We start from the raw sequence: 26,578 nt of genomic DNA, 5'->3' as shown, positions 1-26,578 counted from the left end.
ACCGTGAAGGTGGCTTTTTTATTTATGCGTAAATTTACTTAATTACAGTTGCAACTGCATCGGCAAAGTAATCTAAGTTTGCTTGGCTAACGCCTGCTACATTTACACGGCTTGAGCCAACAATGTAAATTGAGTACTCTTTTTGTAAACGTTCAATTTGCTCTGGCGTGATACTTAAGAAAGAGAACATACCATGTTGTTTTTCAATAAATGAAAAGTCTTGTGCAACGCCACGGCTATGAAGCGCCTCAACAATCGTGCTACGTAAACCGTTAATACGATTACGCATTTCAGCAAGCTCTTGATGCCACTCGGCAGTTAACTCTTCACTACCAAGAATAGTATCAACAATTGCAGCACCGTGAGCTGGCGGCATTGAATAGATACTGCGTACAACACTTAATAGTACTGAGTTAGCAACGTCGGCAACTGCGCTCGATTCTGAAATAATTGAACACGCGCCGATACGCTCGCGATAAAGACCAAAGTTTTTAGAACACGAAGAACAAATGATCATTTCATCAACTGTTTCAGCTAATAAACGTAAGCCTGCAGCATCTTGTTCAAGGCTAGTACCAAAACCTTGATAAGCAATATCAATTAACGGCGTAAAACCAACTTCTTTTGCAAGATCTGCAACTTGTTGCCATTGCTCCGCGTTTAAATCCATACCGCTTGGGTTATGACAACATGCGTGTAACAACACGATATCGCCTTTAGGAACTGTCTTTAACGTGGCCATCATTTCATCAAACAATAAGCCTTTATTCTCGTAATCGTAATACGGATATTCTTTAACTGTTAAACCTGCAGCTGAGAATAAACCAATATGGTTTGCCCATGTTGGTGTAGTTACCCATACGCTCGCATTTGGGTTTGCTTTTGCGATAAATTCTGCAGCAACACGTAGCGCACCTGTACCACCTGGTGCTTGCGCTGTGCGAACACGGTTTTCTAAAAGCGCTTTATGCTCACCCAGTAATAGAGATTCCATTTTTGCACAAAAACCTAAATCACCAGCTAAGCCAATATATGATTTACTTGTTTCATTTTCTAAACGAAACGCTTCAGCTTTTTTTACACAGCTTAAAATTGGGGTATCACCCTGTTCTGTTTTATAAACACCAACGCCTAAGTCGATTTTATTTGGATTTGTATCTTGGCGATATTTGGCCATCAAACCTAAAATTGGATCCGTTGGTAATGGCTTTAAGTTTGCAAACATAGTTATCTCTTAAATTGAATTTTTGCTATGGGATGAAGCCCTAGCTTACCATACTCTCTGTTGTGGAGAAGTATCTAAAGAAAATTTCATTGCGATAATCAATAGAACTTTTTGCTTTAGATTATTCAGGTAAGTAATTGGGTACTATTTCACATACGGCCTGTAGTAAAGCAAGTGCATCACTCGTAAACACATCATTATTAAACGCTTCGGCGTCAATAATGCCAAGCACTTCGCCCGATTGCGAAAAGTAAGGCAGGCAAACTTCCGATTTAACTGCGGGATCGCAAGTATAGTACTCGCCGCCATTTGCAACATAGTGTTCTACGTTGTTAATCACGCGTCCTTTGCCGTAAAGCGCAACAAAGGCATTGTTGCTAATACGCGCATAGTCTTCATCAACAGGAAAAAGTGGACGGCTTGGTTTGCCAAAATAGCTTAATTTAAGTAGCTGTGTTTGATTATCAATCGAGCGTGATTGGTAAATACCAAACCAATCGATTAGGTTTTGCTGCTCAACAAATTTAACGATGCGCGCAAGTGCAGCCATTGCATCAACATTTTTTTGGCGCTTATCTACATGCTGCGTAAGATCAAACGGCGCTTCTTGCAACTGACCGAATAAGCTACAGGTTCCGCCTTCGCCCAATTCAGGAATAAGGTACTGCCAAGTAATATCCAAATGATCTGTTTGCGTAATTTCATTTTCAATTAATTGACGGAAATCAGCCACTTTTTGCGTATCTAAAACGTAATCTGAAAAATCTATTGAATTAGCCATATAGCCATCCAAACATCTTTTAAAAAATAAAGTGTACATGGCTTATATTGGTTAATGCAATACTATTCTTAACTTAAATTACAAATAAGTTTAGATTGCGTATTAAATGACTTTTATGGGTCGTTTCAAATTAGGGGAATAGAAAATGAAATGGACATTTTAAATGCGCTAACCAACTGAGCGTAGTAGCGTGTACTGCAAATTTGGCACTTTTTATTGAGGGCCCCTAACCTTTTGTATCTATAACAAATAAAATAAATATGGCAAGGTAAGAAGCCAAAGCTGCGATTACCATGCCGTTTTTATAATGGGGTCAGTTTAATTATGTAATAGTGAGTACGTTACAGTGATGCTATTACCGCGCTCATTTTGTGAAACTGATTCTGCAATCTCTTTAATTAAGCCCAAACCGCGGCCATGGAAATTATTGTCGTCATGTGCAATATTTTTCCCTGCAAAACCATCACCTGAATCCGTTATTGTAAAACTTATTTTCGGGTCTTCAGGTAAGTAGCTCACATCAATATTAATCACCCCAGCCGAAAGTTCTGCTAATCGCTCAGCACGAAGTTCGTAATATTCACAAAACCCTTCATCACTATCTTTTAAGCAGGATTCCAGCCCTAAAACACCGTGCTCTAGCGCATTGTTAAATGTTTCAGAGATCAGCAAAAACAAATTAGAGCGATGCTCAGAACAGCCTTTCATTGCACAAATCATTTCAACAACATCAACAACTGGATCCGATTGTTTTAAGCGTTCTGCATCCAATGTCATTGCCATGTTTAACGGCGTTGTCATGTATTCATCGCTCAATTGGGGCTCAATATTTGATGGTCTGCATTTTACCAACGCTAAACTTAAATCATCTTGCTGATCTTGTTTACCTGTAAAACGCTTAACCGAGTCAACAATGGAGCCTAACTCAGTAAACGATGAAGCAGTAACCTTACGCAGTAATCGTTCTTCACCAAAAAATTCGCCTTTGGTATTTTCGGCCTCGATAACACCGTCGGTATACAAAATAATTTTGTCATCCAACTCCGTTTCCACATAAATGGTATCGCGTTCAAATTCGTAATCTTCAAGGATACCTAATGCCATATGGCGCGATGTTAGCTTCTGTTTAACCTTTCCTCCTTTACTCAACAGAAAACTATCAGGAAGCCCTCCCAACCAAGCTGAAAATGATCGACCCGAGCTATTTAACTCAAGAATCGTTGCCGCGCAAAACATGTTGCCTGGTAATAACTCACTGAGAGTTGAATTTAATTCAGCGGCAATATCGCCAACAGGTAATCCTTTTTGCGTCATTGAGTAAAAGATTTTTGATGCTGGAAGCGCCCCCATCGCTGCTGCTAATCCATGGCCGGTAAAGTCCCCCATCAATACATAAATGCCACCGGTACAACTCGGTGCCATTAAAAATAAGTCACCGTTAAACATGGATGCCGGTGATAAATTAAATTCAACAAGCTCAGGTAACAAAAAACGCTTTTCCAGTGCATTTTCGAAAATATGTTCAACTAACTCGTGTTCGCGTTCAGTATGCAGCTGATAATAAGCAAGTTCTTGGTTTTGTTTGTAGGTTTTTATACTGAATTCGCGTGTCCGCGCATGGGCTTTAATTTTTGCCGCCAGAATTACTTTATCGAAAGGCTTATTCAAAAAGTCATCACCGCCAACCTGTAAACATTTTTCTAGGCTGCTTTTGTCATCCAATGCGGTGATAAAAATGATGGGAAGATATACATCTGCAGATTTGGCTTTAAGCAACGGCGCTACTTCAAAGCCATCCATTTTAGGCATTACAACATCAAGCAAAACCAAGTCGGGAGAAAACTCATCAAAAACCGTTAGTGCTTCTTCTCCGTCCGAAGCAAGGGCAACATGGTGCTGCTCTTGCTCTAGCATAAAACGCAGTAAGTTACGATTTAGCTCCTGATCATCGACAACCAGAATTTTCATGGCTCAGTCGATGTCGAACTTTTTATCAAAACGAGAGATTTGTAAAATTTTCTTAATTTGAGGTCTGCAATTTGTAATATGAATACTGCTCACAGAGTCACCTAACGACTTTTTCATATTTAATAACATTCCCAGTGCCGAACTATCCATGTAATCGGTTTCACGTAAGTCGATAATTACTTTTGGCGTGCTTACGCCAACATCGGCATATGCGCTCCTAAATGATTGAACTAAGTTAAAGTCAAACTTGCCTTTAATCTCAATCGTAAATAATTTGCCATCTGGCGATAGAGCCTTATTCAAACTCATTTAATTCTCCTTGGAATGTCCTAATGCCTGCTAAATTTACGCCATTCGCTTTATTTAAATTAAGTACTTAACCCGCTAATTTGCAAATATTATCTAAAAAAAACTAAAAATAAATTGAACAATAATATGGTTGCAAAATTATGATAAACTCGCGTCATGCGTATTTACTTGGATTTATTATGTCAGACTCAAATTTAGTCTATTCCACAGAAACCGGAAGAATAAAACAGCCAAAAGAAGCACCTGAGCTCGATGTAAAATTATTTAAAGACGGTGCGGTGCGTATTGAACGCCAAACAAAAGGACGAAAAGGCAAAGGAGTGATGCTCGTTGTGGGAATTGATCCAAGCGCCCATGACTTAAAGAAGCTAGCCAAAACATTAAAGTCTAAAATGGGTCAAGGTGGTGCAGTCAAAGACGGTATCATTGAAATTCAAGGCGATGACCGCGATAAGTTGAAGGGTTTGCTTGCGCAGCAAGGCTTCAAGGTGAAAATTGCAGGCGGATAATAGACATTGCTTGGTGATGGCAGCGAGCCATCACCAAATTAAACACTAAAAGTGTATCCCTTTCATTTTATCTATCATCAACGAAATCTCATGTTCTGGTACCGGCTTACTGTAATAATAACCTTGTACTACATCACACTTATTCAGCTTTAAAAACTCAATTTGTTCATCGCTTTCAACGCCTTCAGCAACCAGCTCTAAATTAAGCTTTTGCGCCATCGCGATAATTGCAGCGGTGATCTCCATATCATTGCTATCTTCTGGAATATCTTTAATAAATGAACGGTCAATTTTTAAGATATCCAATGGGAAGCGTTTTAAATAACTGAGTGACGAATATCCCGTACCAAAGTCATCTATCGACAGCGATAGCCCAAGCGATTTTAATTGATGCATTTGCTTAATAGAGCCTTCAACATCGCCCATTAGCATACTCTCAGTTAACTCTAGGTGCACGCGCTCAGGTACGATACCCGTTTTCTTAATCACCTTTTCTAGTAAAGGAATTAGGCTAGTATCCTTAAATTGGCGTGCTGATAAATTAATAGAGATGCTGCTCTCATGGTCTTTAAGCGCCATACGCTGAGCAAATGCACATGACTCCCACAATACCCACTCGCCTAATTCAACAATTAACCCTGTTGTTTCAGCAATTGGAATAAACTTATCTGGCGCAATATGCCCAAGTGTTGGGTGATGCCAGCGGATCAGTGCTTCAAAACCGACTATCTTCTCGTTGGTAATATCAATTTGCGGCTGATAATAAAGCTCGAACTGTTGTTCTTTAATCGCTATGCGCAGTTCATTTTCAATAAACAATCGCTCTTTTGCCGCTGCATCAAGGGTGTCGTTATAGAAGTAATACGTGTTTTTACCTAAAGCTTTTGCTTCATACATTGCAAGATCGGCGTGTTTCAGTAACACATCTTCTTCAGGGCTTTGATCCGATGCCATTGTAATACCGATACTGGCACTAACAATCACCTCGTTACTACCTAAGCGAATTGGCTGGCTTAAGGTATTTTGGATGGTGAGCGCCACTTCTGTGGCTTTCTCACGCTCATCAATACCACTGAGCAACACGGCAAACTCGTCACCACCAAGACGGGCAATGGTATCTTCAGCTCGAAGACGCTTTTGTAGGCGTTGTGCTACTTCCAACAGCAATTGGTCACCCGCATCATGACCTAATGTATCATTGATACGTTTAAATTCATCTAAATCAAAATAGAACAGAGCAAACGAGTAATGACCGCGCGATGCTAAGGCTAAAGACTTTTTAAGCTGCATTCTAAATAACGCACGGTTAGCAAGCCCTGTTAGCGTGTCGTAATACGCCAATTGTTCCATTTTGCGCTGACTTTCTTTTACAAAAGAAATATCTTGCGCAGAGGCAACATAGCTATACACTTTGTGGTTATCATCGCGAATTGGTGAAACAGATAACGACACCCAAAGTGCACGTTTGTCATTGTTATGCAGTAACGTGTCACCTTTCCAATGATGGCGCGAAAGTAAGTCCTGAACGATATCCTCAACCAAAATCATCATATCGGGTTCCATTAATACAAGTAATGGTTGTCCAATAAAATGACTTTTCTCAAACCCTGTCATTTCAAGCAATTTAGGGTTCACGTATTCAATATTGAGATTTTCATCGGTAATTACGATAGCTGAACCAGAGAATTCAACGGCTTTTGATAATCTTCTTGCGCGCTGCTCTGCTTGTTCTTTTTCGTCTAGCTCTTGGCGTAAATCACGCATGGTCTTTTCGAGCTTGCCTGCCATTGCGCCAAACTCAAAATTGAGCAAGCCGATTTCGTCTTTGTTAACCGTTAGGTTTTGCGCCGTAGTAAATTGCCCTCTTGCAACTTCTCGCGAGCTTGCAACCAATGCTTTAATGCGTTTAATTACTAAATGAGAAAGTGTTTGATGCAACAACAATACGACCAACACGGCATATAAAATAAACAAGCCAAAAAACTTTACTTCTATTTCATCAATCGCCGAAAGTGCTTCAGAGTGGGTTTTATAAACACCAATATACCAATCAAAATCACTAAACTTTTTGATGCTGAAAATATGCTTGCTATCGTCAATGGCAAATTCACCCTGCAACTCATGACGCTGGCTTGTTAATAGTTGATCTACTTGATTTCGCAATTCATCTGGTAACTGGTTTTTAGTATCCAACGAATCGTTCATGCTGCCGCTGAAGCGATTGATAATATCTGTTTTACCTTCAAACTGAATAATTTGTCCTTTGCCGTTTAAAACAAACAGCTTGGCATCACCCACTTTGTCAGGAAACATCGCCTGCAGCTTTGGCAACTCAATATCACTGCCAGTAACGCCTTTAAATTCACCGCCATAATGTAACGGTACAATAAGGCTAATAACCCAACGCTCCCAAATATCATCGTAATAAATAGGGGTCCAGGTTGCTTCTAAGTTAGGGTTAAATTCAGGAGTACCAATTTCGTAAAAGACATCCTGCCTAAAGTCATGGCTTGCCGGCACATTTAACGCCCAGTTTGGTGGCGATATGCGAATAAAACGATCTTGGCTAATGAAGTAGAAATTAAAAAAGGTTTCGTCGGTTAAAATTGGCGCGATTTGCGACCATACTTTTTCTGTTTGCGAAAAAATACGTTTATATTCGTGACTATAGCTTTGCTGAGGAAGGAAAGCCGCAGAACGTACACCCGCAACATTAGTACTTGAAGAACTGCGAATACTGCCGTCTTTACCAAAAACCAACTTACTCGGCACGATTTTTTCAGCAAGCGCGCTTTCGGAATAAAGGGCTTCTGTAACTATGGTATTGGCATCAATGGCGATGCGCTTTTTTTCATTGAGTAAATTTTCAAAACGACTAACAAACGGCTTAGATAACTCTGTTAGCACACCAAACTCTTCAAAAAGCAGTTGTTTGCGCTCAGATTTAACCATCAAGTACGCAGCAGACAATCCAGCTATTAAACAAATGGCTGATATTAATATGGATAACTTGGTACTAAGAGCGTTAATGCCAAAACTCGCATCCAAATGTTTAGAGTTCACAATGTAACCTTACTTCTGCTGCAACTCGTTGATTGTGGTGCTTGGAACTATAAAAGAATCTCACTAATTTCTACACCTTTTTTTCGGTTTATTGCAAAAAAGCCATAATAAATAATGAAAAAATCTGTTTTGGCATAAGTTACTCTCAATTTACTGTTGACTTTAACAACACTTATTTCTAAATTCGTGTATATGAACAAATTAATCTTTAACTTTAGCTTCTTTTTTCACCATCCGTAACTCGGGAGGCGACTTTGTCACGAACAAGCTAAAGTCAAACTAAACCTCCCACTGGGAGGTTTTTTTTTGCAATTGGGAATGAGGAAAAGAAAATGTCCAATGCGCTTGAGTCCCTACGTCGGGATATCAATGAGATAGACTCGGAGTTACTAGTCTTACTCGCCAAAAGACGCCGCGTCAGCCACGGTGTTGTTGAGTATAAAATTGCCAACAACAAACCGATCCGTGATGAGCAACGTGAACAGGCGTTACTAGAAAAACTCATTAGTTATGGCAGTTCACTGGGGCTTGACGGTTATTACGTAAATCGCGTGTTTCAAACCATCATTGAAGATTCTGTACTGCATCAACAAGCAATGTTACAGCAGAACCTAAATCCAGATCTGCACACAGAAACAAATCGCGTTGCTTATTTAGGTGGTCAGGGCTCATACAGCCAGCTTGCATGCCATAAGTACTTCAGCCGTCGCCCAGGCAAACTTGTTGAACTAGGATGCAGTAGCTTTAATGAAATCACCAATAAAGTAGAAACTGGGCAGGCCGATTTTGGTTTATTACCAATCGAAAATACCTGCTCTGGCAGTATTAACGAAGTATATGACCTACTGCAGCACACACAGGTATCGATTGTTGGCGAACTAACACAAGCGGTAGAACATTGTTTGGTAGCAAGCCCAGGCGTTGCCATTGAAGATGTGACGAAAATATACGGTCACCCGCAGCCATTTGCTCAATGCAGCCAATTTATTAGTAATTTAAGCGGCGTACAACTGGCCTACAGCGACTCAACATCAAGCGCACTGAGAGAGGCGTTACAAGATGATGCAGGTGCCGCAATCGCATCTGAAGACGCAGCTCGCAAGGCTGGATTAGTGGTACTTGAGCCTAACCTCGCCAATCAAAGCCATAACCACAGCCGCTTTATTGTTGTTGCGCGTAAAGCCGTTAAAGTATCTAAGCAGATCCCGACTAAAACAACATTAATTATGGCAACTAAGCAGTCAGCCGGTGCGCTTGCTGATGCACTGATGATCTTCAAACAGCATAACATTAACCTAGTAAAGCTAGAGTCTCGCCCTGTACCGGGAAATCCATGGGAAGAAGTGTTCTATGTTGACCTAGAAGCGAACATCGATCTACCAGAAGTTAAAAAAGCGCTAGATACGCTTAAAGAAGTGACTGCCTACATTCGTATTCTTGGTTGTTACCAAAGTGAAACGTTGAGCGCCGTTAGCGTTGCAACTGAATAAAAAAGGGGCGTTTAGTCCCTTTTTAATAATCTAACACTTTCGCGTCATTTGCCTTACTCAATAACGCTTTGCTTTGACTTAAAAAAGTACTGGCAGAGTCTGAAAAGAAGGTTTTTGCAGCGGCAAAGTCATCAATTAATCCCGCTTTATCATTCTCCTTCAATTTTTCAAAGGTTTGCTGGAAAACCTCACAGTACTCTTTCATCAAAGGTGCGACATCTTCAAATTGCGCTAACATAATATCGCTGTAAAGCTCTGGCGACTGTGCAAATAAGCGCCCTACCATCATTAATTCCAAATGATAAATAGGCGAAGAGCAAGATTCTATTTCGTCAAGGCTGTGGCTTTGTTTCGCCAAAAATTGACCATAAACAAAGGTCGTTAAGTGGCGCATTACCTGCACAATTTGCATCGCTTCATCGTGCTTCTTCGCATCCATAGAGACTAAATTACATCCCCACACAGTAAGCTGTTCGAGTAAGGAACTAGCTACGTCACAGGGCTTATTTTGACACACAACAACGGTTTGCTTCACCCAATGAGGAATATCGGGACCAAACATCGGGTGTAATGCTAATACCGGTCCTTGATGGTGAGTTTCCATTGCTTTGAGTGGAGATGATTTAACGCTGGTAATATCAACCAATAAACACTCAGGGTGCAATTTTGGCATATCTGCAATAACTGATTCAACCGCATGAATTGGCACAGAAACAATCACACAACGAGCTTCAGATAACAAACTATCACGTTCACTTTGATTATCTTTATCAAGCACGTTCACCTGATAACCCGAGCGCTCTAACTGACGCTTGAATAATTGACCCATTGCACCTTTACCACCCACTATTACCATTGGCGATAACTGAGGCGCAACGCACGCTAAACCGAGTTGTTGATTTTGGTAAGATTCACGCATAAGTCGACGTAATACATCTTCGACTAATTCAGGGCTTACCCCAGCAGCAATTGCTTGTGATCGCCGTGCATCAATTAATTCAGTTTCTCGCGACGGTACATAAACGGGTTGACCTTGTTGTTGCTTATAAGCGCCAACTTGAGCTGTGATATGATTTCGTTTGGCTAATAGTTCAACAAGTTGCCTATCGCATTCATCAATTTGATCTCTTAACGTATTCAGTGCGCCCATCTCTAAGTAAACCTTTATTTACAGCAAGTAAATTAATATATACAAAATAATATCAAGCTATCTCGCTGAGTAAAAGTGTTAAAATTAAATACGTTATACAAGTTAGCTATTTAGCGCCCATTTTAGAAGGCTTTCGATGGTGTTAGCTGTCATGTTAGATACAGCGCGGAATTCTTAACAGACTTATGGCATTAAGTTCTGGAATCGCTATTTTTAAGAGGCTATTCCACGTCAATAAACCTGAATATCGCACGCAAATATTCAGCTCACCAACGATGTGGCCTAAATCAGATAATATAAATATCACAATTTCAAGTGAGTGAATCAGCAGACCACTCTACAGCATAGTTAGTAGTGTGCGAAGAATTAGAGGCTTGTTAAGTATATTTGCGCCACTGCTACCATCAACGCTTGGCGTATAATTCATGAATGCCCACGACACACATCAAGAAAGAGTTTATCGAAGTTAATAAGGAGTTGAATTTGGTAGGCTTTCGTAGATACGTTCTTTGTTTGATAGGTAACTTTTTGTTTTATAAAAACAAAACAGGCTGAGCAAAGCTCAGCCTGTTTAGATTCTGAAAGTTCAGACGTATTAGTTAAGTTTTTCTTTAATACGTGCAGACTTACCAGAACGCTCACGTAGATAGTAAAGCTTCGCACGACGAACTGCACCGCGACGCTTGCGCTCGATGCTGTCGATTAGTGGACTGTGTGTTTGGAAAACACGCTCTACACCTTCGCCGCTTGAGATCTTACGTACAGTGAAAGAAGAATGAAGACCACGGTTACGCTTAGCGATTACCACACCTTCGAACGCCTGTAGACGCTCTTTGTTACCTTCTTTAACACGTACTTTAACAACTACTGTATCACCAGGGCCGAACTCTGGTACGTCAGATTTAAGTTGCTCATCTTCAAGCACTTTAATAATATTTTGGTTTACTTTTGCCATTATATTTCTCACATTTCCTAGGAGTAACTGTCTTCTAGCCACAAACATTATGTTCTTGCTGAAATTCAGCGAGTAACCTTGCTTGCTCCTCAGTCAGAGCTAGGTTTTGCAACAAGTCCGGACGTCTAAGCCAAGTTCTACCCAACTGTTGCTTTAAGCGCCAGCGAGCGATTTCTTTATGGTTTCCACTGAGCAATACAGCGGGCACCTGCTTACCATCCAATAATTCTGGCCGTGTATAGTGAGGGCAGTCTAGTAAGCCGTCAGAAAATGAATCCTGCTCGGCAGACTGATTGTGACCTAACACGCCTGGCACTAAACGAGATACTGAATCGATTAATGTCATTGCAGCGAGTTCGCCACCGGATAATATAAAGTCACCAATTGACCATTCTTCGTCAATGTGTGATTCAATTAACCGCTCATCTATACCTTCATAACGACCTGCCACTAAAATCAACTTTTTGTGGTTTGCAAGTTCTTGCGCACCTTGTTGATCTAGCTTTCTACCTTGTGGTGATAGATAGATTACCTTTGCCCCTTCACCCGCTGAAGCTTTCGCTGCATCGATGGCATCTCGCAATGGTTGCACCATCATTAGCATACCAGGGCCACCGCCGTATGGACGGTCATCCACAGTTTTATGCTTATCAAAAGCATAATCACGCGGACTCCAACAGTTAAAATCGATCAAACCGTTTTTAACTGCGCGACCAGTAACACCTTGCTTTGTAACCGCATCAAACATTTCAGGGAACAGTGAGATAACACCGAACCACATGTGAGCCTGTTGCGACATTTAAAAGCTAGGATCCCAGTCTACGGTAACTTCTTTAGCATCTAAATCCACCTTTAACACTACGCTCTCGGTTAAATATGGAATTAAACGTTCACCTTTTCCAAATCCGTCGTTAGGGTTAGCTTTAACCACTAAAACGTCATTAGAACCTGTTTCTAGCATGTCGTCGACCTTACCTAAATCGTAACCTTTATCAGTTACTACAGTAAGACCGATGAGATCTCGCCAATAAAACTCACCATCAGGTAAGTCTGGCAATTGTTCTTCAAAAACAGCGATTTCAGCATTTGTTAACACATTTGCTTGGTCACGGTCTTCAACATTTGCCAACTTGGCGATAAAACCTTTGTTGTGACGACGCCAGTCGACCACTTCAACGGTTTGCCAGTTTCCTTGTTGCCCTATCAACCATGGGCTGAAATCAAAGATCCCTTCGGGATCATCAGTAAATGAATGAACCTTAAGCCAACCCTTAATGCCGTAAGGGGCGCCGAGTTTGCCTGCTATAAATTTGGCTTGCTCTTGACTCATGGTTACATTACGCCTATTAAGCCGCTTTACGAGCGTCTTTAACTAACTTAGCTACACGATCAGAAAGACCTGCACCTTGACCTACCCAGTGATCTACACGATCAAGGTCTAGGCGAAGTGATTCTTCTTGACCACGAGCTAGTGGGTTAAAGAAACCTACTTTCTCGATGAAACGACCATCACGCGAGAAACGGCTATCCGCAACCACGATTTGATAGAATGGACGCTTCTTAGCGCCGCCACGTTGCAAACGAATAGTTACCATACCGTCCTCTACATAGATTGATTGATTTCATTAACATAAAAACTAATTTTACTTCCCTAACGGGAAGCCCGAGAATTGTACGAATTTTTACTCTGATTGCAAGTTAAAATGCACTCTTTTGGCTACTTTGTGACAGTTATACCAACATCAACACAAAAAAAGCACCAAAACTGGTGCTTTTTTAACAACTTTGCAAAGTTTAGAATTTAGGGCCGCCGCCACCCATCATGCCAGGTGGCATCATGCCTTTCATATTCCGCATCATTTTCATCATGCCGCCTTTGCCTTTCATCTTCTTCATCATTTTCTGCATTTGCGTAAATTGCTTTAATAGCTTATTTACGTCTTGTACTTGCGTACCAGAACCTGCAGCAATACGCTTTTTACGAGATCCTTTAATGATGTCTGGGCGCTCACGCTCTTTTGGCGTCATTGAGCTAATGATGGCTTCCATTTGATTAAAGGTTTTATCACCTACTTGGTCTTTAACCGCATCTGGCAAGTTTGACATACCTGGCAGTTTATCAAGCATCCCCATCATGCCACCCATATTTTTCATTTGGCGTAATTGGTCAGCAAAGTCTTCTAATGTAAAGCCATCGCCCTTCATTACCTTCTTCGCCATTTTCTCAGCTTTCTCTTTGTCGACTTTCATTTCGACTTCTTCAATGAGAGAAAGCACATCACCCATACCTAAAATACGTGACGCAACACGGTCTGGATGGAATGGTTCTAACGCATCGGTTTTTTCACCGACACCAATAAACTTAATTGGCTTACCTGTGATATGACGAATTGATAGTGCAGCACCACCACGGGCATCACCGTCAGTTTTAGTCAGTACAACACCGGTTAGTGGCAGTGCTTCGTCAAATGCTTTTGCGGTGTTCGCAGCATCTTGACCTGTCATTGAGTCAACAACAAAGAGTGTTTCTACCGGCTTAATCGCACCGTGTAACTCGATGATTTCTTCCATCATCTCGTTATCAACGTGCAAACGACCTGCGGTATCAACAATCACGACATCAATGAATTTCTTTTTCGCGTGGTCAATTGCGCCATTGGCAATATCGATTGGTTTCTGTGAAATATCACTTGGGAAGAATTCCACATCAACTTCGTTAGCAAGGGTTTCTAGCTGTTTAATCGCGGCAGGACGATACACGTCGGCACTCACAACTAACACAGATTTCTTTTTGCGTTCTTTTAAGAACTTAGAAAGCTTACCAACACTGGTGGTTTTACCTGCACCTTGCAGACCTGCCATCATGATAACCGCTGGCGGTTGTGCCGCTAAGTTAAGCTCTTCGTTTGCTTCACCCATGGCTTTTTCAAGTTCTTCACGAACAATTTTAATGAAAACCTGACCTGGGCTTAAACTTTTAGTGACTTCAACACCTACAGCACGTTCTTTAACTGTTTTTACAAATTCACGCACTACCGGTAAGGCTACATCTGCTTCGAGTAGTGCCATACGCACTTCGCGCAGCGTATCTTTTATATTGTCTTCAGTTAATCGGCCTCGACCACTGATATTTTTCAGGGTTTTACCAAGGCGTTCCTGTAAGTTCTGAAACATTCACGTTAATCCAAACTAATATTTTGTGAGAATTATACCTAAGAAACAGGAATAAAAAAGCTTTGCAACGGTAACTAAAGGTTATTTTCCTATTCTGGGCTAGGCTTTTAGCGATTGATAAAATACAATGAGGTAAAAATTTTAATCGAAACCGATTTTAAACAAAGTCATGAATTTAATTGTTTTAACTGTAATTGCGAGTCTGTTTTATAGCCTTTCCACTATGCATGTGGTGAGTAAGTTATTCGATAAGCAAGGCCCGAACCAAAAGAAGACTTTGTTGCTTAGCACTGTTGCTATTTTGTTGCACCTGGCTGTGATTGTTAATTCGATTTTCACTGAAAGCGGGCAAGACCTCAGCTTTGCCAACGTTGCACTATTAATATGTTGGCTAATTGTGGTGTCGGTAACGACCGTTTCGCTACGCTTTCCTGCCACCTTATTACTGCCCGTTGTTTATGGCTTTGCCGCAATTTTATTGATCGCCAGTTTGTTTATTCCGCATCATGTTGTTTTGCAGTCGGTTAATTTTGAATTCGGATTGGTGTCGCATATCTCACTTGCCTTTATGGCCTATTGCGTGCTGATTATTGCGACTTTATACGCAATTCAATTTTACTTTATTAATCGCCGTTTAAAGCAAAAAGACATGTCGATAGTGACCAGTCACTTACCGCCTTTAATGCTGGTAGAAAGGCAATTATTCCACCTGGTTTCAATGGGCTCGTTGCTACTTACATTTGCTCTCGCAACTGGCTTTTTATTTATCGATAATATGTTTGATAAAGGCTACATCCATAAAACAGTATTATCGTTACTTGCCTGGGCGTTATTTGTTACCGTTGCGTGGGGCCACAAGTACCGCGGCTGGCGCGGCAAAAGCAGTGTAATTACGACAATTTGCGCGGCAACATTACTTACGCTTGCGTATTTTGGTAGCCGCTTTGTTCAAGAAATTATTTTGGGTAAGTTTTAGTACCTTTGGTACGAATTAGCTTATACAAATAGAGCACTTGACTAATCACCTCAACTAAGAGTTAATACTCTTTCGACAGTTTTTAAAGGATCCCTCATTGGACGCCATATCGACGAGTACTTTATTCATCATTCTTGGTGTATTGATACTACTTTCAGCTTATTTCTCTAGCTCAGAAACGGGCATGATGTCGCTAAACAAATACCGTTTACGACACCTTGAAAAAGAACACCATAAAGGCGCCAAACGGGTTAGCAAGCTGTTACAACGTCCAGATAGACTGATAGGGTTAATCCTAATTGGCAATAACCTTGTTAACATTGCTGCGTCATCTGTTGCAACTATTATCGGTATTCGCTTATTTGGCGACGTAATTGGTATTGCCGTTGCCACTTTTGGTTTAACTTTTGTCATTTTGATTTTTGCTGAGGTAACGCCAAAAACATTGGCAGCACTGTATCCTGAGAAAGTGGCCTTCCCAAGTTCATTTATTCTTAATTTCTTGCTTAAGTTGCTCTACCCGCTAGTCATTTTAGTAAACCTTATAACCAATGGTATTTTAAAACTGTTTGGCATTAGTCCTGAGCAAATTGAAGAGCACAGTTTAAGTAAAGAAGAACTTAAAACAGTAGTGAACGAATCTGCTGCTTTATTACCTGAACGTCACCAAAATATGTTGGTATCGATTCTCGACCTTGAGCAGGTGAAAGTTGAAGACGTAATGGTTCCGCGCAACGAAATTGTGGCAATTGATGTTAACGACGATTGGAAGCTGATTATGCGTCAGCTAACCCATGCACAACATACTCGTGTTTTGCTATACCGTGAAAATATTGACGACACAGTTGGCTTTATTCATGCTCGCGACGCACTACGTTTACTGACTAAAGAGCAGTTTACGAAAGCGACTTTGCTTCGCGCAGTACGTGAAATCTACTACATTCCAGAAGGCACGTCGTTAAACGTACAACTGCTTAAGTTTCAACAAGCAAAAGAGCGCATTGGTATTGTGGTAGACGAATACGGAGATATTCAAGGCCTCGTAACCCTAGAAGATATTCTTGAAGAAGTAGTGGGTGATTTTACCACCAGCATGACACCAACACTGAGTGAAAACGTGCACCCACAACAAGATGGTTCATTCTTAGTTGATGGCAGTGCCAACGTACGCGACCTCAATAAAGAAATGGATTGGGATTTTCCTACAGATGGCCCGAAGACCTTAAGTGGTTTGATTATCGAGTTTTTAGAAGATATTCCAAGCGAAAAAGTCAGTATGCGTATTTCAGGCTACCCTATCGAAATTGTTGAGGTAAATGAAAACACCATCAAGCTGGCGAGAATTATGCCTGAGTATAAGAACTAAGAGTTTCAGGTTTCAGGTTTCAGGTTTCAGGTTTCAGGTTTCAGGTTTCAGCAGTTTAAAGCGAGTTTGAACAAAAGTAGAAAACAGGTTTTAGCGATAGTCTAAAACCTGATGTCTGAAGGCTATAATCTCTAATTAACTAAACAAACGTTGTAGCCAATTTTTATTTAAATCCTCTTCGCATTTTTTAAGCTGCACACCGTAATTCCCGGTACGCACTTTCACCTTTTTCGCCGTTTTCATTAACCATGCTTTTTTCTTGTAGGTACCACGGCGATAGCCGCCCCACCCTTCATGGTAATTTAAATATTGCCCGTATGCGTCCCACTTCGATACACCATTTATTTTATGCGTGTTGTAAACAAACCAGCCCATAAAATCGATAGCATCGGCAAAATCGTCTCTGTCTGCGCCGCTATTGCCACTTTTACTTACATAATCATTCCATGTTGGTGTTTTTGCCTGTGAGTATCCATAAGCAGAGCTCGCTCGACCCGTTGGAATAAAGCCAAGGAAGTATTCCATCGGTGGCGCTGCATTATGCTTAAAAGAGCTTTCCTGAAACATCATACTCATCAGTAAGTGCTTTGGCGATCCCCATTTTTCCTGCGCATCTTTGGCATCAAAATACCAATCTCGATGTTCAAAAAATATATCACATAGGTTATTCGGATTTTGCGGTGGTGGCGTGGCACAACCGGCTAATGTGGCGGTAAGTACAAGTGGGATAATTTTTTTCATAATAATTTTGAACTTTTGCGTCAAAACCCTATCTCAATTATTAAGCAAAACACATTGTTTCATCCCTGAAAGTGAAACGCGGCCATTGAGCCGCGTTTTTTATTACTTAAAATAATCATCTAAGAACTGAACAAAGCTTTGTGTATCGCTGGCCTCTATTTCTTTTTGCTTGTTGTGTGATGCCACTGCTTCACGTTCAAACAAGTCTTGATCAAATACTTGATAACCTTTGCCAAGCGTATTCTGTTTATAATCACTTGCCAATTTTAGCGCGTAATGACCATTATCTTCTTGCTGTTCCAGCAAATGTGCTAAGAACTGTCCTGAATAAGTCAATTCAGGGTGTGCAACTGACTTTTCAAGCTTGTTAATAACCGCGCTATACTCTTGATTACCAAACGCCTCGTCAAAGAGTTTCGCAATTTTCTTAAGCTCAGTGAAGATATCGCCAGCCCAATCACTTAGTAAATGCGCTTTACCTTTGTTAGACAATGCTAAACCAGGCTCACGCCCTTGATTAACAACAAGGTCTAAGTTTGCCTGCGTTTCTACTTGTTCTTGCCACTCAAGGTCGTTTGCTGGTTTGATTGCACAATAAAGTAAGAATACATCTAAAAACTGAATCTGTTCTTTGCTGATCCCAACTTTAGAAAACGGGTTAACATCAAGTGCTCGCACTTCAATGTATTCTACACCACCTTCAGCGAGTGCTTCGCTTGGCGTTTGCCCCGATTGCGCGTTTCGTTTTGGTCGGATCGGTGAGTAAAACTCATTTTCAATTTGCAAAATATTTTGATTAAGCTGCTTTGCTGGCTCGTCGCGGTAATCGCCAAACTGCTGATACAAATCAGAAGTCATTGAAATCGCCTGCTTAAAGCCCTCTAAATATTCTGCAAGACTGTTATAGGTAACACGCAAGCTTGACTGCGCACTGTTGGTGTAACCTAAATCACCTAGTCGCAATGACGTGGCATAAGGTAAATATAATGTGCCTTTACCTAGTGACTCAAAAGGCAAATTGGTTTTACGTCCACCTAAAAACGAACTACACAGCGCTGGAGATGCACCAAATAAATAGCTGATCAGCCACAACTCTCGCTTGAAATTTCGAATCAACGAAAAGTATTTATCTGAAATGTAATCACTTAATTTATCGCTGTTGCCTTCAATTTGCTGCAACTGAGTCCAAAACGCTTCAGGAAACGATAAGTTAAAATGTACACCGGCAATTGCTTGCATCATGCTGCCGTAACGATTTTTCAACCCTTGGCGATACAAAGTCTTCATTTTACCGACATTTGAACTGCCATAGTCTGCTAATCGAATTTCATCTTGGTCTTCGATAAAGCAAGGCATGCTCAACGGCCACAACTCTTCGCCATCAATATTTGCTAGCGTAAATTTATGAATATCTTCAAGCTGTGCAAGTGTTTGCTCGATATCACTACAGGCAGGCGTAATAAATTCAAGTAAAGACTCGGAAAAATCGGTTGTGATATATGGATGCGTTAGCGCGCTGCCAAGCGCATTATGATGTGACGTTTTTGCAAGACGGTGCTTATCTATACGTAAACACTCTCGCTCGACACCTCGTTTGATACCCTTTAATACGCTCGCTGAGCCTTGTTCAGATAAGGTACTTAGTATCGAATCTATTGACACTGTTTTCAAAAATTCAGTCCTCTCACCGCGAGTCCTAGTAAGGTGGTCGCTTTTTCAATATCTTAACAATGTATGGTCAACATTACGATACCTCAAGGTGCGATGGTAAAATTATTCGTAACTAGATTTTAATAGCATTAGTACAAGATTATTTACTCTACCTAAAATAATAATGAGATTAGTAGCTTAGGTAAATAACCAGCGCTTAAAAAGGCAGTAGCCTTAGCCAAAAGCTTGCGCTATAGTTACATTATATTTAGTCAAAGGAAAGTTAAACTATGTACAGGTTTACTATCATAACCCTGCTACTAACAACCCTTAGCTGCTTCATCGCCAAGGCCGATGCGAAACAGTTAACCGTTTATAGTTGGGTTGATGAAAAAGGCATTGCCCATTTTTCATATGTAGAACCATCGCACAAAAGTGGTGTTCGCTCATTTGAGCTAAAAGATCATACGTCGTTTGGTGCCGAAAAACGAAAACTAGAACTCGGTAGCGATACAACTTCAGACAATGCAGATCCGCTAATTTCACGAAAAAAAGAATACTGTGAAAACGCAAAACATAATTTAAGCGTATTAGAGAATTACGACCAAGTTAGTCAGGTTGATGAAAACGGCCAAAAAGTGACTATTTCAGGTAGTGCTAAAGATAAATACAAAAAACAAGCACAACAGCGTATAAAGGCATTTTGCGAATAAAAAACCACCCAATTGGGTGGTTTTTTCTTTGTTGTGTTTTACTTTGAAGCAATGGCTATTTCACCGTCATAACAATCGACAACAAAACAACTTCCCGCTTTAACCTCACCCGATAACAGCGTTTGTGCTAATGGGTTTTCAATGGTTTGCTGAATGGCACGTTTTAGTGGACGTGCACCAAACACTGGGTCAAAGCCCGCTTCTGCGATTTTAGCCAGCGCCGCATCCGTAAGTTCAAGCTGATATCCATTATCTTGCAAACGTTGTTCGAGGCGTTGCAATTGGATCTTCGCAATATTTTCGATGTGCGCTTGTGCTAACGGGTGGAAAACCACTGTTTCATCAATACGATTAATAAATTCAGGCCTAAAGTGCTGACCAATCACCGACATCAAGGTGTTTTTAAGTCCTTGGTAGTCGTTATTACTTGCTTGCTCTTGGATCACATCTGAACCTAGGTTGGAGGTCATGATAATCACCGTATTCTTAAAGTCGATAGTGCGCCCTTGCCCATCAGTTAAACGACCATCATCAAGCACTTGCAGCAAAATATTGAAAACATCTGGATGCGCCTTTTCAACTTCATCAAGCAATACAACTGAATACGGCTTACGACGAACCGCTTCTGTTAGATAGCCACCTTCTTCATAGCCGACATAACCTGGAGGTGCTCCTACCAAGCGCGCGACTGAGTGTTTTTCCATAAACTCAGACATATCAATACGCACCATGGCTTCTTCTGTATCGAACATAAAGTTGGCAAGAGCTTTAGTCAGCTCGGTTTTACCAACCCCTGTTGGGCCTAAGAATAAAAACGAACCAATTGGACGATTGGGATCTGCCAAGCCTGCGCGCGAGCGACGTATCGCATTTGATACCGCCACCACAGCTTCATCTTGCCCCACTACTTTCTCATGCAGTTTTGCTTCCATTAAAAGTAGTTTATCGCGTTCACCTTGCAGCATTTTCGCCACCGGAATACCAGTCCAACGAGAGAGGATCTCAGCAATTTCGTTTTCACCAACCTTGTTAACGAGTAAGCTCATATCCTGCATTTCAGCTTGCGAGGCTAAATCAAGTTTGCGCTCTAACTCAGGAATACGACCATATTGCAATTCACTCATGCGCTGTAAATCGCCAGCACGTCTTGCTACTTCTAAATCTAAGCGCGCTTGTTCTAACTCAGTTTTGATTACTTGCGTGCCCTGCAGCGAGGCTTTTTCCGCATTCCATACTTCGTCTAACTCATTATACTGGCTATCAAGTTGTTTAATCTGGGCTTGAATGTCTGCCTGACGTGACTTTGATGCGTCGTCAGTCTCTTTTGCCAGTGCATTATCTTCAAGCTTTAACTGAATAATCTTACGTTCTAAGCGATCTAACTCTTCAGGCTTTGAATCAATTTGCATGCGGATATGTGAACCCGCTTCATCAATTAAATCTATCGCTTTATCTGGTAATTGACGGTCGCTGATATAACGATGAGAAAGTGTTGCCGCAGCAACAATCGCAGGATCGGTGATTTCTACCGTATGGTGAAGTTCGTAGCGTTCTTTTAATCCACGTAAAATCGCTATGGTGTCTTCTACGCTTGGCTCTTCAACCAATACTTTTTGGAAGCGGCGTTCCAACGCTGCATCTTTTTCAATGTACTGACGATACTCATCAAGCGTTGTTGCACCAACACAATGAAGCTCACCACGAGCAAGCGCAGGCTTGAGCATATTACCGGCATCCATTGCACCATCACTTTTACCAGCTCCCACCATAGTATGGATTTCATCAATAAATAGAATAACTTGCCCTTCTTCTTTGGCAAGTTCGTTGAGAACTGACTTGAGACGTTCTTCAAATTCACCGCGGTACTTTGCACCGGCTACAAGCGCGCCCATATCAAGTGATAATACACGCTTATTTTTCAGCCCTTCAGGCACTTCTCCATTAATAATACGTTGTGCGAGCCCTTCTGCAATCGCCGTTTTACCCACCCCTGGTTCACCAATGAGTACAGGGTTATTTTTAGTACGGCGCTGTAATACTTGAATCGTACGGCGAATTTCTTCATCGCGACCTATCACAGGATCGAGTTTACCTAACTCGGCGCGTTCAGTTAAATCTACCGTAAATTTCTCAAGCGCTTGGCGGGTGTCTTCGGCATTTGGACTATCAACTTTTTGGCCACCACGAATCGCGCTTATTGCGGTTTCAATTTTGTTTTGCGTTAAACCAAATTGCTTAAATAAGCTGCCTAACGGCCCTTTATCTTCACAGGCAACTAAAATGAAGATCTCGCTAGAAATATAGGAGTCTTTACGTTTTTGTGCGTACTTATCACATAAGTTCAACAAATTAGCCATATTATGTGACAACTGAACATCACCACCTACACCGTCAACTTTAAATAACTTGTCGATTTCCGCAGATACCTTGGTCATCATTTCGTCGGCATTTACACCGGCTTGTGCCAACAATGCTCGTACACTTGACCCAGTTTGTGTAAGCAAACTGTACATTAAGTGAATTGGCTCAATAAACTGATGGTCGCGGCCTAGTGCCAATGATTGCGCATCAGCAAGTGCAGCTTGAAATTTGCTAGTAAAACGATCTAATCGCATGCTTGATACCCTTAAAAAACTTAACTGTAATTATAAATGGGTATAAATTTTTTTAAGATCAAGAGAAAGGTAAAAATAGGTAAAAAATAATTACACAAAAAGTAAGGTCAATCAGTAATATAAATTATGTGTGCATTACGACCAGTGACGCCATCACGACGATAGGAAAAAAATAAATCATGTTGCGTTACAGTGCAGTATTCACCACCTGATATTGAGCTAACACCTTGCTTTTCAAGTACAATACGTGCCAACTGATAAATATTCGCAAGGTACTTATTAGGCTTGCCATCAATAGGCTGAAAACAACTAATAGCGTCTTCATGCTTGTTACAAAACGCACTCTTTACGTCATCGCCTACTTCAAATTTTTGCGGTCCAATTGCTGCACCTAAATACGCAATTAATTTGCTCGATTTAAAACAAGTTAGTGTATTTTCAATCACGCCATTTAATAAACCACGCCAACCGGCATGAATTACCGCCACTTCATCACCTTGCTTTGAGCACACAAATACAGGCAAGCAATCTGCCGTCATAATCGCTAAAGGTTGATTAACCTGTTGCGTGTAAAGTGCATCAGCGTCATACAATTGATTCGAATCAGTTTGCTCATCGACACACACCATGCGAGTACTGTGGGTTTGTGATAACCAAAAAGGGGCTTGTGGTAAAAGGGTTGTTAAACGCTTGCGGTTTTCTGCTACATCTAGCAAGTTGTCATTTACGTGCTGAGCCAGATTTAACGACGCAAACGGCGCTTTAGAAACGCCACCTTGTCGCGTTGTGGAAAAGGCAACTACCTTGCTTGGTACTTGCCATTTTGCTAAAAGCGTGTCCACTAGTACCCAATATTAGGGTTAGCTTTGGTATCTTGACGAAGCGCTTCTGTTAATAACTTCATATCGTCAGGAATAGGCGCTTGCCAACTCATCATTTCACCGGTAATTGGATGTTCGAGTTCCAATTTTACCGCGTGCAGTGCTTGACGTTTAAAGTTGCGAAGCACTTCAATAAACTCTGGAGTCGCATTTTTAGGTGGACGCGGTCTGCCGTGATATAGCGGATCACCAATCAAGGCATGATTTAAGTGCGCCATATGCACACGGATTTGGTGCGTACGTCCGGTTTCAAGTCGCAAACGTAATCGCGTGTGCGCTCTAAATTTTTCTGCCACACGGTAGTGCGTTACGGCAGGTTTGCCAAATTCAGTTACCGCCATGTGCGTACGTTTTGTATGGTGACGACCAATTGGCGCATCAACCATGCCACCAGCGGTCATTGTGCCATTACAAATCGCCTCGTATTCACGCGTAAAGTTGCGTCTTGCTTGAAGATTAGCAACTAAATGAGTTTGTGCAGGAACTGTTTTGGCTATTACCATTAACCCCGTAGTGTCTTTATCAAGACGATGCACAATACCGGCTCGCGGCACAGAGTCGATATCGGGATAATCGTGTAGCAATGCGTTAAGCATAGTGCCATCTGGGTTGCCGGCACCTGGGTGCACAACTAAGCCTGCAGGTTTGTTAACAACTAAAATATGATCGTCTTCATACACTTTATCGAGATCGATTTGTTGTGCTTCAAACACCACTTCGGTTTCGAGTTCAGCATGGATTTCAATCTGCTCATATCCCATTAATTTTTCACGCGGCACGTTACGTACCTCACCATCGACCTTTACCATATTGTCGAGGATCCAGTTTTTAATTCGCGAACGCGAATAATCTGGGAACATTTTTGCTAAAACTTGGTCTAGACGTTTACCGCCCAGTTCAATTGGTACTTCAGCTGATAATGTAATTTGCTCTGCCATTGTTCCGCTTAATTATGTAAAATCCAATGCAAGCTATTGCTTACTCGGTTAGAATCGCTAATATGCATAGTTTACTCGGTTTTGCTGACTGAGCCTAGGGTGGAATCCCAAACAAGATAATAAAAAGGTGTATTTTAATGACAAACGTAGTTGGGAAGCGTTCGCTTAGTAAACGTTCATTAGCGCTAGCGCTTGCAATCTCAGTGTTATCAGCATGTTCTTCAGCGCCGGACGAAGAAGACATTCAAAGAGTTCCTAATAAATCGCCACAGGCACTTTATCAAGATGCCAAAGAAACGCTTGATTCAGGTTTATATGTACGCGCAATCGAGTTACTAAGCGCGATTGACTCACGCTACCCGTTTGGACCGCTATCAAAACAAGTTCAGATGGACCTTATTTACGCCTATTATCAATCAAATAATACTGAGCAGGCTACGGCAACCATTGACCGTTTTATTAAATTAAACCCAAATCACAAAGATTTAGATTACATGTATTACATGCGTGGTTTAGTAAATATTAAAGCTCATGAAAATGCATTCCAAGAGTATTTTGGTATTGACCGCGCTGATCGCGACACCAAGCGCACACGAATTGCATACGAAGATTTTGCTACGCTTGTTAAAAATTATCCTGACAGTAAATACACCAACGAAGCCAAAAAACGCATGGCGTGGCTGCTTAATAAAATGGCACGTTACGAGCTAAAAGTAGCAAACTATTATTATGATCGTGAGGCCTACCTTGCGGCGGCAAACCGCTGTAAGTATGTGGTAGAGCACTTTTCAAAAAGCAGTTATACCAAACAAGCCCTTAAGCTAATGGTAAAAAGCTACGAAAAACTTGGGCTGAGTGAGTTAAAAAATAATGCACAAGCCGTGCTAGACGCAAACAAATAAACGTGCACTTAGCACGCAAGAAAGGGGCTAGCTCAGCCCCTTTTTTATGTTTGAAATATTGAAAAGTAAGCTTAAATAGCAGCTTCATCTTCTTCTTGTGTACGAATACGTACCACGCGCTCAATATCAGAAACGAATATCTTACCATCACCAATTTTGCCTGTTTGCGCCGTTTCTACAATAACATCAACCGCACGGTCTACATCTTCATCGGCAAGTACAATATCTAATTTTACTTTTGGTAAAAAGTCCACCATGTACTCGGCACCGCGATACAGTTCGGTATGCCCTTTTTGCCTACCAAAACCTTTCACTTCGCATACCGTCATACCTGTGATGCCGATTTCTGACAGCGCTTCACGAACGTCATCGAGTTTAAATGGTTTGATGATTGCTTCTATTTTTTTCATAGATATGTTTCCAATATGCTTAATGCCACCATTCTATCGCGTTAACTAATCAATTCAAGGTATTTACTTATAGACATATTGGTAAATATTTTCATCAATATAAATAACTGTTCTAAAAGAATTATACAATCTACTAGTCTGGATTTTTCAAAAGCGTATAATTACTAAAGGAGGTACAAAAGATGAAAAAATCTCAAACCGGATTCACAATATTAGAGTTACTTATAACTGTCGCTATACTGGGTATTATTGCGGCCATTACGATACCTAACTATGGCTCCATGTTAGAATCAGAGAGAGCAAACAACTTTATCGATGAATTTAGTCGAACGATAAAGTACGCACGAGCAACAGCAAGTACTTCTGATGAACTTGTAGTAATTTGCCCAATTAAAACTCCCGAAAGTGGTGGTGCATGCACAACCGATTGGAGTAAAAACCCTATAGTGGCATTTGTTGACGCTGACAATAATAATACACTCGATAGTGCTAATGAATTAACACTACGCGTAATGGATCCTCCAAGTGACAAAGACATTATTGAACAAGAAGCTGGGAATGGCAGTATCGCATTTGATGGTCAGGGTCGCTTGGCACAACAACATCAATTTGTGATATGTACAAATGGTAAGAATGACCACACCTCTGCAGTTCAAGTCAATGTTTCGGGTAACACTTGGAAGCTTGGCGAAGACGTATTAACTTGTAGTGGCATTTAACTAAACTATACTTAATTCTACAATTTGAGCTTAACTGGACTTT

At 41.0% G+C, this 26,578-nt stretch carries 24 protein-coding genes and 1 other annotated feature; of the genes, 7 read left to right on the top strand and 17 right to left on the bottom strand.

What is annotated here, in order from left to right; all coding sequences use genetic code 11:
• Positions 1-34: 34 nt before the first annotated feature.
• The 4 genes from L1068_RS09975 to L1068_RS09960 all read right to left on the bottom strand — a co-directional run bounded on the left by L1068_RS09975 (position 35) and on the right by L1068_RS09960 (position 4,283).
• Entirely contained in the window at positions 35-1,225 is a 1,191-nt protein-coding gene (locus L1068_RS09975; RefSeq protein ID WP_100912994.1) for an amino acid aminotransferase, read from the bottom strand.
• 121 nt (positions 1,226-1,346) lie between these two features.
• The gene (locus tag L1068_RS09970) at positions 1,347-2,006 is read right to left on the bottom strand and encodes a GAF domain-containing protein (RefSeq protein WP_105171142.1); all 660 of its coding nucleotides are present in this window, start codon (positions 2,004-2,006) and stop codon (positions 1,347-1,349) included.
• Between the two features lie 318 nt (positions 2,007-2,324).
• Entirely contained in the window at positions 2,325-3,974 is a 1,650-nt protein-coding gene (locus L1068_RS09965; protein WP_237130120.1) for a fused response regulator/phosphatase, read from the bottom strand.
• Positions 3,975-3,977: 3 nt separating this feature from the next.
• Positions 3,978-4,283, bottom strand: coding sequence for an STAS domain-containing protein (locus L1068_RS09960; RefSeq protein WP_010560622.1), 306 nt, complete (start codon positions 4,281-4,283; stop codon positions 3,978-3,980).
• A 179-nt stretch (positions 4,284-4,462) separates the two neighbouring features.
• On the opposite strand from L1068_RS09960, the gene yciH reads away from it, so the two are divergent.
• On the top strand, positions 4,463-4,792 hold the full coding sequence (yciH, locus tag L1068_RS09955) for a stress response translation initiation inhibitor YciH (protein ID WP_237130119.1): 330 nt from the start codon (positions 4,463-4,465) through the stop codon (positions 4,790-4,792).
• A 45-nt stretch (positions 4,793-4,837) separates the two neighbouring features.
• Here the strand turns inward: yciH and L1068_RS09950 are convergent, their stop codons facing one another.
• Positions 4,838-7,855 carry an EAL domain-containing protein gene (locus tag L1068_RS09950; protein WP_237130118.1) on the bottom strand — a complete coding sequence of 1,006 codons (3,018 nt, stop codon included), beginning with the start codon at positions 7,853-7,855 and terminating at the stop codon, positions 4,838-4,840.
• A 191-nt stretch (positions 7,856-8,046) separates the two neighbouring features.
• Positions 8,047-8,163, top strand: a sequence feature (Phe leader region).
• Between the two features lie 24 nt (positions 8,164-8,187).
• Between L1068_RS09950 and L1068_RS09945 the strand changes: the two genes are divergently transcribed.
• A complete protein-coding gene (locus tag L1068_RS09945) occupies positions 8,188-9,345 on the top strand; it encodes a chorismate mutase (RefSeq protein WP_237130117.1) in 1,158 nt (385 codons plus the stop codon).
• Positions 9,346-9,367: 22 nt separating this feature from the next.
• Here L1068_RS09945 and tyrA read toward each other — a convergent pair whose 3' ends face one another.
• From tyrA to ffh, 6 genes are all read right to left on the bottom strand, one after another.
• A complete protein-coding gene (gene tyrA, locus L1068_RS09940) occupies positions 9,368-10,495 on the bottom strand; it encodes a bifunctional chorismate mutase/prephenate dehydrogenase (RefSeq protein ID WP_237130116.1) in 1,128 nt (375 codons plus the stop codon).
• A gap of 595 nt (positions 10,496-11,090) precedes the next feature.
• A complete protein-coding gene (rplS, locus tag L1068_RS09935; RefSeq protein WP_010560627.1) occupies positions 11,091-11,450 on the bottom strand; it encodes a 50S ribosomal protein L19 in 360 nt (119 codons plus the stop codon).
• Between the two features lie 34 nt (positions 11,451-11,484).
• Positions 11,485-12,249: a tRNA (guanosine(37)-N1)-methyltransferase TrmD gene (gene trmD / locus L1068_RS09930; RefSeq protein WP_040642445.1), complete on the bottom strand. Its 765-nt coding sequence runs from the start codon at positions 12,247-12,249 to the stop codon at positions 11,485-11,487.
• Positions 12,250-12,780 carry a ribosome maturation factor RimM gene (gene rimM, locus L1068_RS09925; protein ID WP_010560629.1) on the bottom strand — a complete coding sequence of 177 codons (531 nt, stop codon included), beginning with the start codon at positions 12,778-12,780 and terminating at the stop codon, positions 12,250-12,252.
• Between the two features lie 16 nt (positions 12,781-12,796).
• A complete protein-coding gene (gene rpsP, locus L1068_RS09920) occupies positions 12,797-13,045 on the bottom strand; it encodes a 30S ribosomal protein S16 (RefSeq protein WP_010560630.1) in 249 nt (82 codons plus the stop codon).
• A gap of 199 nt (positions 13,046-13,244) precedes the next feature.
• On the bottom strand, positions 13,245-14,624 hold the full coding sequence (gene ffh / locus L1068_RS09915) for a signal recognition particle protein (RefSeq protein WP_100912988.1): 1,380 nt from the start codon (positions 14,622-14,624) through the stop codon (positions 13,245-13,247).
• Positions 14,625-14,793: 169 nt separating this feature from the next.
• On the opposite strand from ffh, the gene ccsA reads away from it, so the two are divergent.
• Positions 14,794-15,600, top strand: coding sequence for a cytochrome c biogenesis protein CcsA (gene ccsA / locus L1068_RS09910; RefSeq protein ID WP_237130115.1), 807 nt, complete (start codon positions 14,794-14,796; stop codon positions 15,598-15,600).
• Between the two features lie 97 nt (positions 15,601-15,697).
• Positions 15,698-16,966, top strand: a complete 1,269-nt coding sequence (locus L1068_RS09905; RefSeq protein WP_010560633.1) for a CNNM domain-containing protein — start codon at positions 15,698-15,700, stop codon at positions 16,964-16,966.
• 135 nt (positions 16,967-17,101) lie between these two features.
• Here the strand turns inward: L1068_RS09905 and L1068_RS09900 are convergent, their stop codons facing one another.
• Complete coding sequence (locus L1068_RS09900) at positions 17,102-17,710, bottom strand: hypothetical protein (RefSeq protein ID WP_237130123.1); 609 nt, start codon at positions 17,708-17,710, stop codon at positions 17,102-17,104.
• 99 nt (positions 17,711-17,809) lie between these two features.
• Positions 17,810-19,369: a glutamate--cysteine ligase gene (gshA, locus tag L1068_RS09895; RefSeq protein WP_237130122.1), complete on the bottom strand. Its 1,560-nt coding sequence runs from the start codon at positions 19,367-19,369 to the stop codon at positions 17,810-17,812.
• A gap of 278 nt (positions 19,370-19,647) precedes the next feature.
• Between gshA and L1068_RS09890 the strand changes: the two genes are divergently transcribed.
• Complete coding sequence (locus L1068_RS09890; protein WP_237130114.1) at positions 19,648-20,070, top strand: hypothetical protein; 423 nt, start codon at positions 19,648-19,650, stop codon at positions 20,068-20,070.
• Between the two features lie 38 nt (positions 20,071-20,108).
• Here L1068_RS09890 and clpB read toward each other — a convergent pair whose 3' ends face one another.
• The 3 genes from clpB to rluD form a co-directional block, all read right to left on the bottom strand.
• Positions 20,109-22,685 carry an ATP-dependent chaperone ClpB gene (gene clpB, locus L1068_RS09885; RefSeq protein ID WP_237130113.1) on the bottom strand — a complete coding sequence of 859 codons (2,577 nt, stop codon included), beginning with the start codon at positions 22,683-22,685 and terminating at the stop codon, positions 20,109-20,111.
• Between the two features lie 107 nt (positions 22,686-22,792).
• On the bottom strand, positions 22,793-23,527 hold the full coding sequence (gene pgeF / locus L1068_RS09880; protein ID WP_237130112.1) for a peptidoglycan editing factor PgeF: 735 nt from the start codon (positions 23,525-23,527) through the stop codon (positions 22,793-22,795).
• Complete coding sequence (gene rluD / locus L1068_RS09875) at positions 23,527-24,504, bottom strand: 23S rRNA pseudouridine(1911/1915/1917) synthase RluD (protein ID WP_054978285.1); 978 nt, start codon at positions 24,502-24,504, stop codon at positions 23,527-23,529. Before rluD ends, pgeF begins: the two co-directional genes overlap by 1 nt.
• A gap of 137 nt (positions 24,505-24,641) precedes the next feature.
• On the opposite strand from rluD, the gene L1068_RS09870 reads away from it, so the two are divergent.
• Entirely contained in the window at positions 24,642-25,406 is a 765-nt protein-coding gene (locus L1068_RS09870) for an outer membrane protein assembly factor BamD (protein WP_237130111.1), read from the top strand.
• A 71-nt stretch (positions 25,407-25,477) separates the two neighbouring features.
• Here L1068_RS09870 and glnB read toward each other — a convergent pair whose 3' ends face one another.
• Positions 25,478-25,816, bottom strand: a complete 339-nt coding sequence (gene glnB / locus L1068_RS09865) for a nitrogen regulatory protein P-II (protein WP_100912980.1) — start codon at positions 25,814-25,816, stop codon at positions 25,478-25,480.
• Between the two features lie 182 nt (positions 25,817-25,998).
• Here glnB and L1068_RS09860 point away from each other — a divergent pair, with 182 nt between their 5' ends.
• The gene (locus L1068_RS09860; RefSeq protein WP_237130110.1) at positions 25,999-26,535 is read left to right on the top strand and encodes a GspH/FimT family pseudopilin; all 537 of its coding nucleotides are present in this window, start codon (positions 25,999-26,001) and stop codon (positions 26,533-26,535) included.
• Positions 26,536-26,578 lie beyond the last annotated feature (43 nt).

Source organism: Pseudoalteromonas sp. MMG024 (genome assembly GCF_021654175.1).
Lineage (GTDB): Bacteria > Pseudomonadota > Gammaproteobacteria > Enterobacterales > Alteromonadaceae > Pseudoalteromonas.
This window is presented reverse-complemented; position numbering and strand designations above follow the sequence as displayed.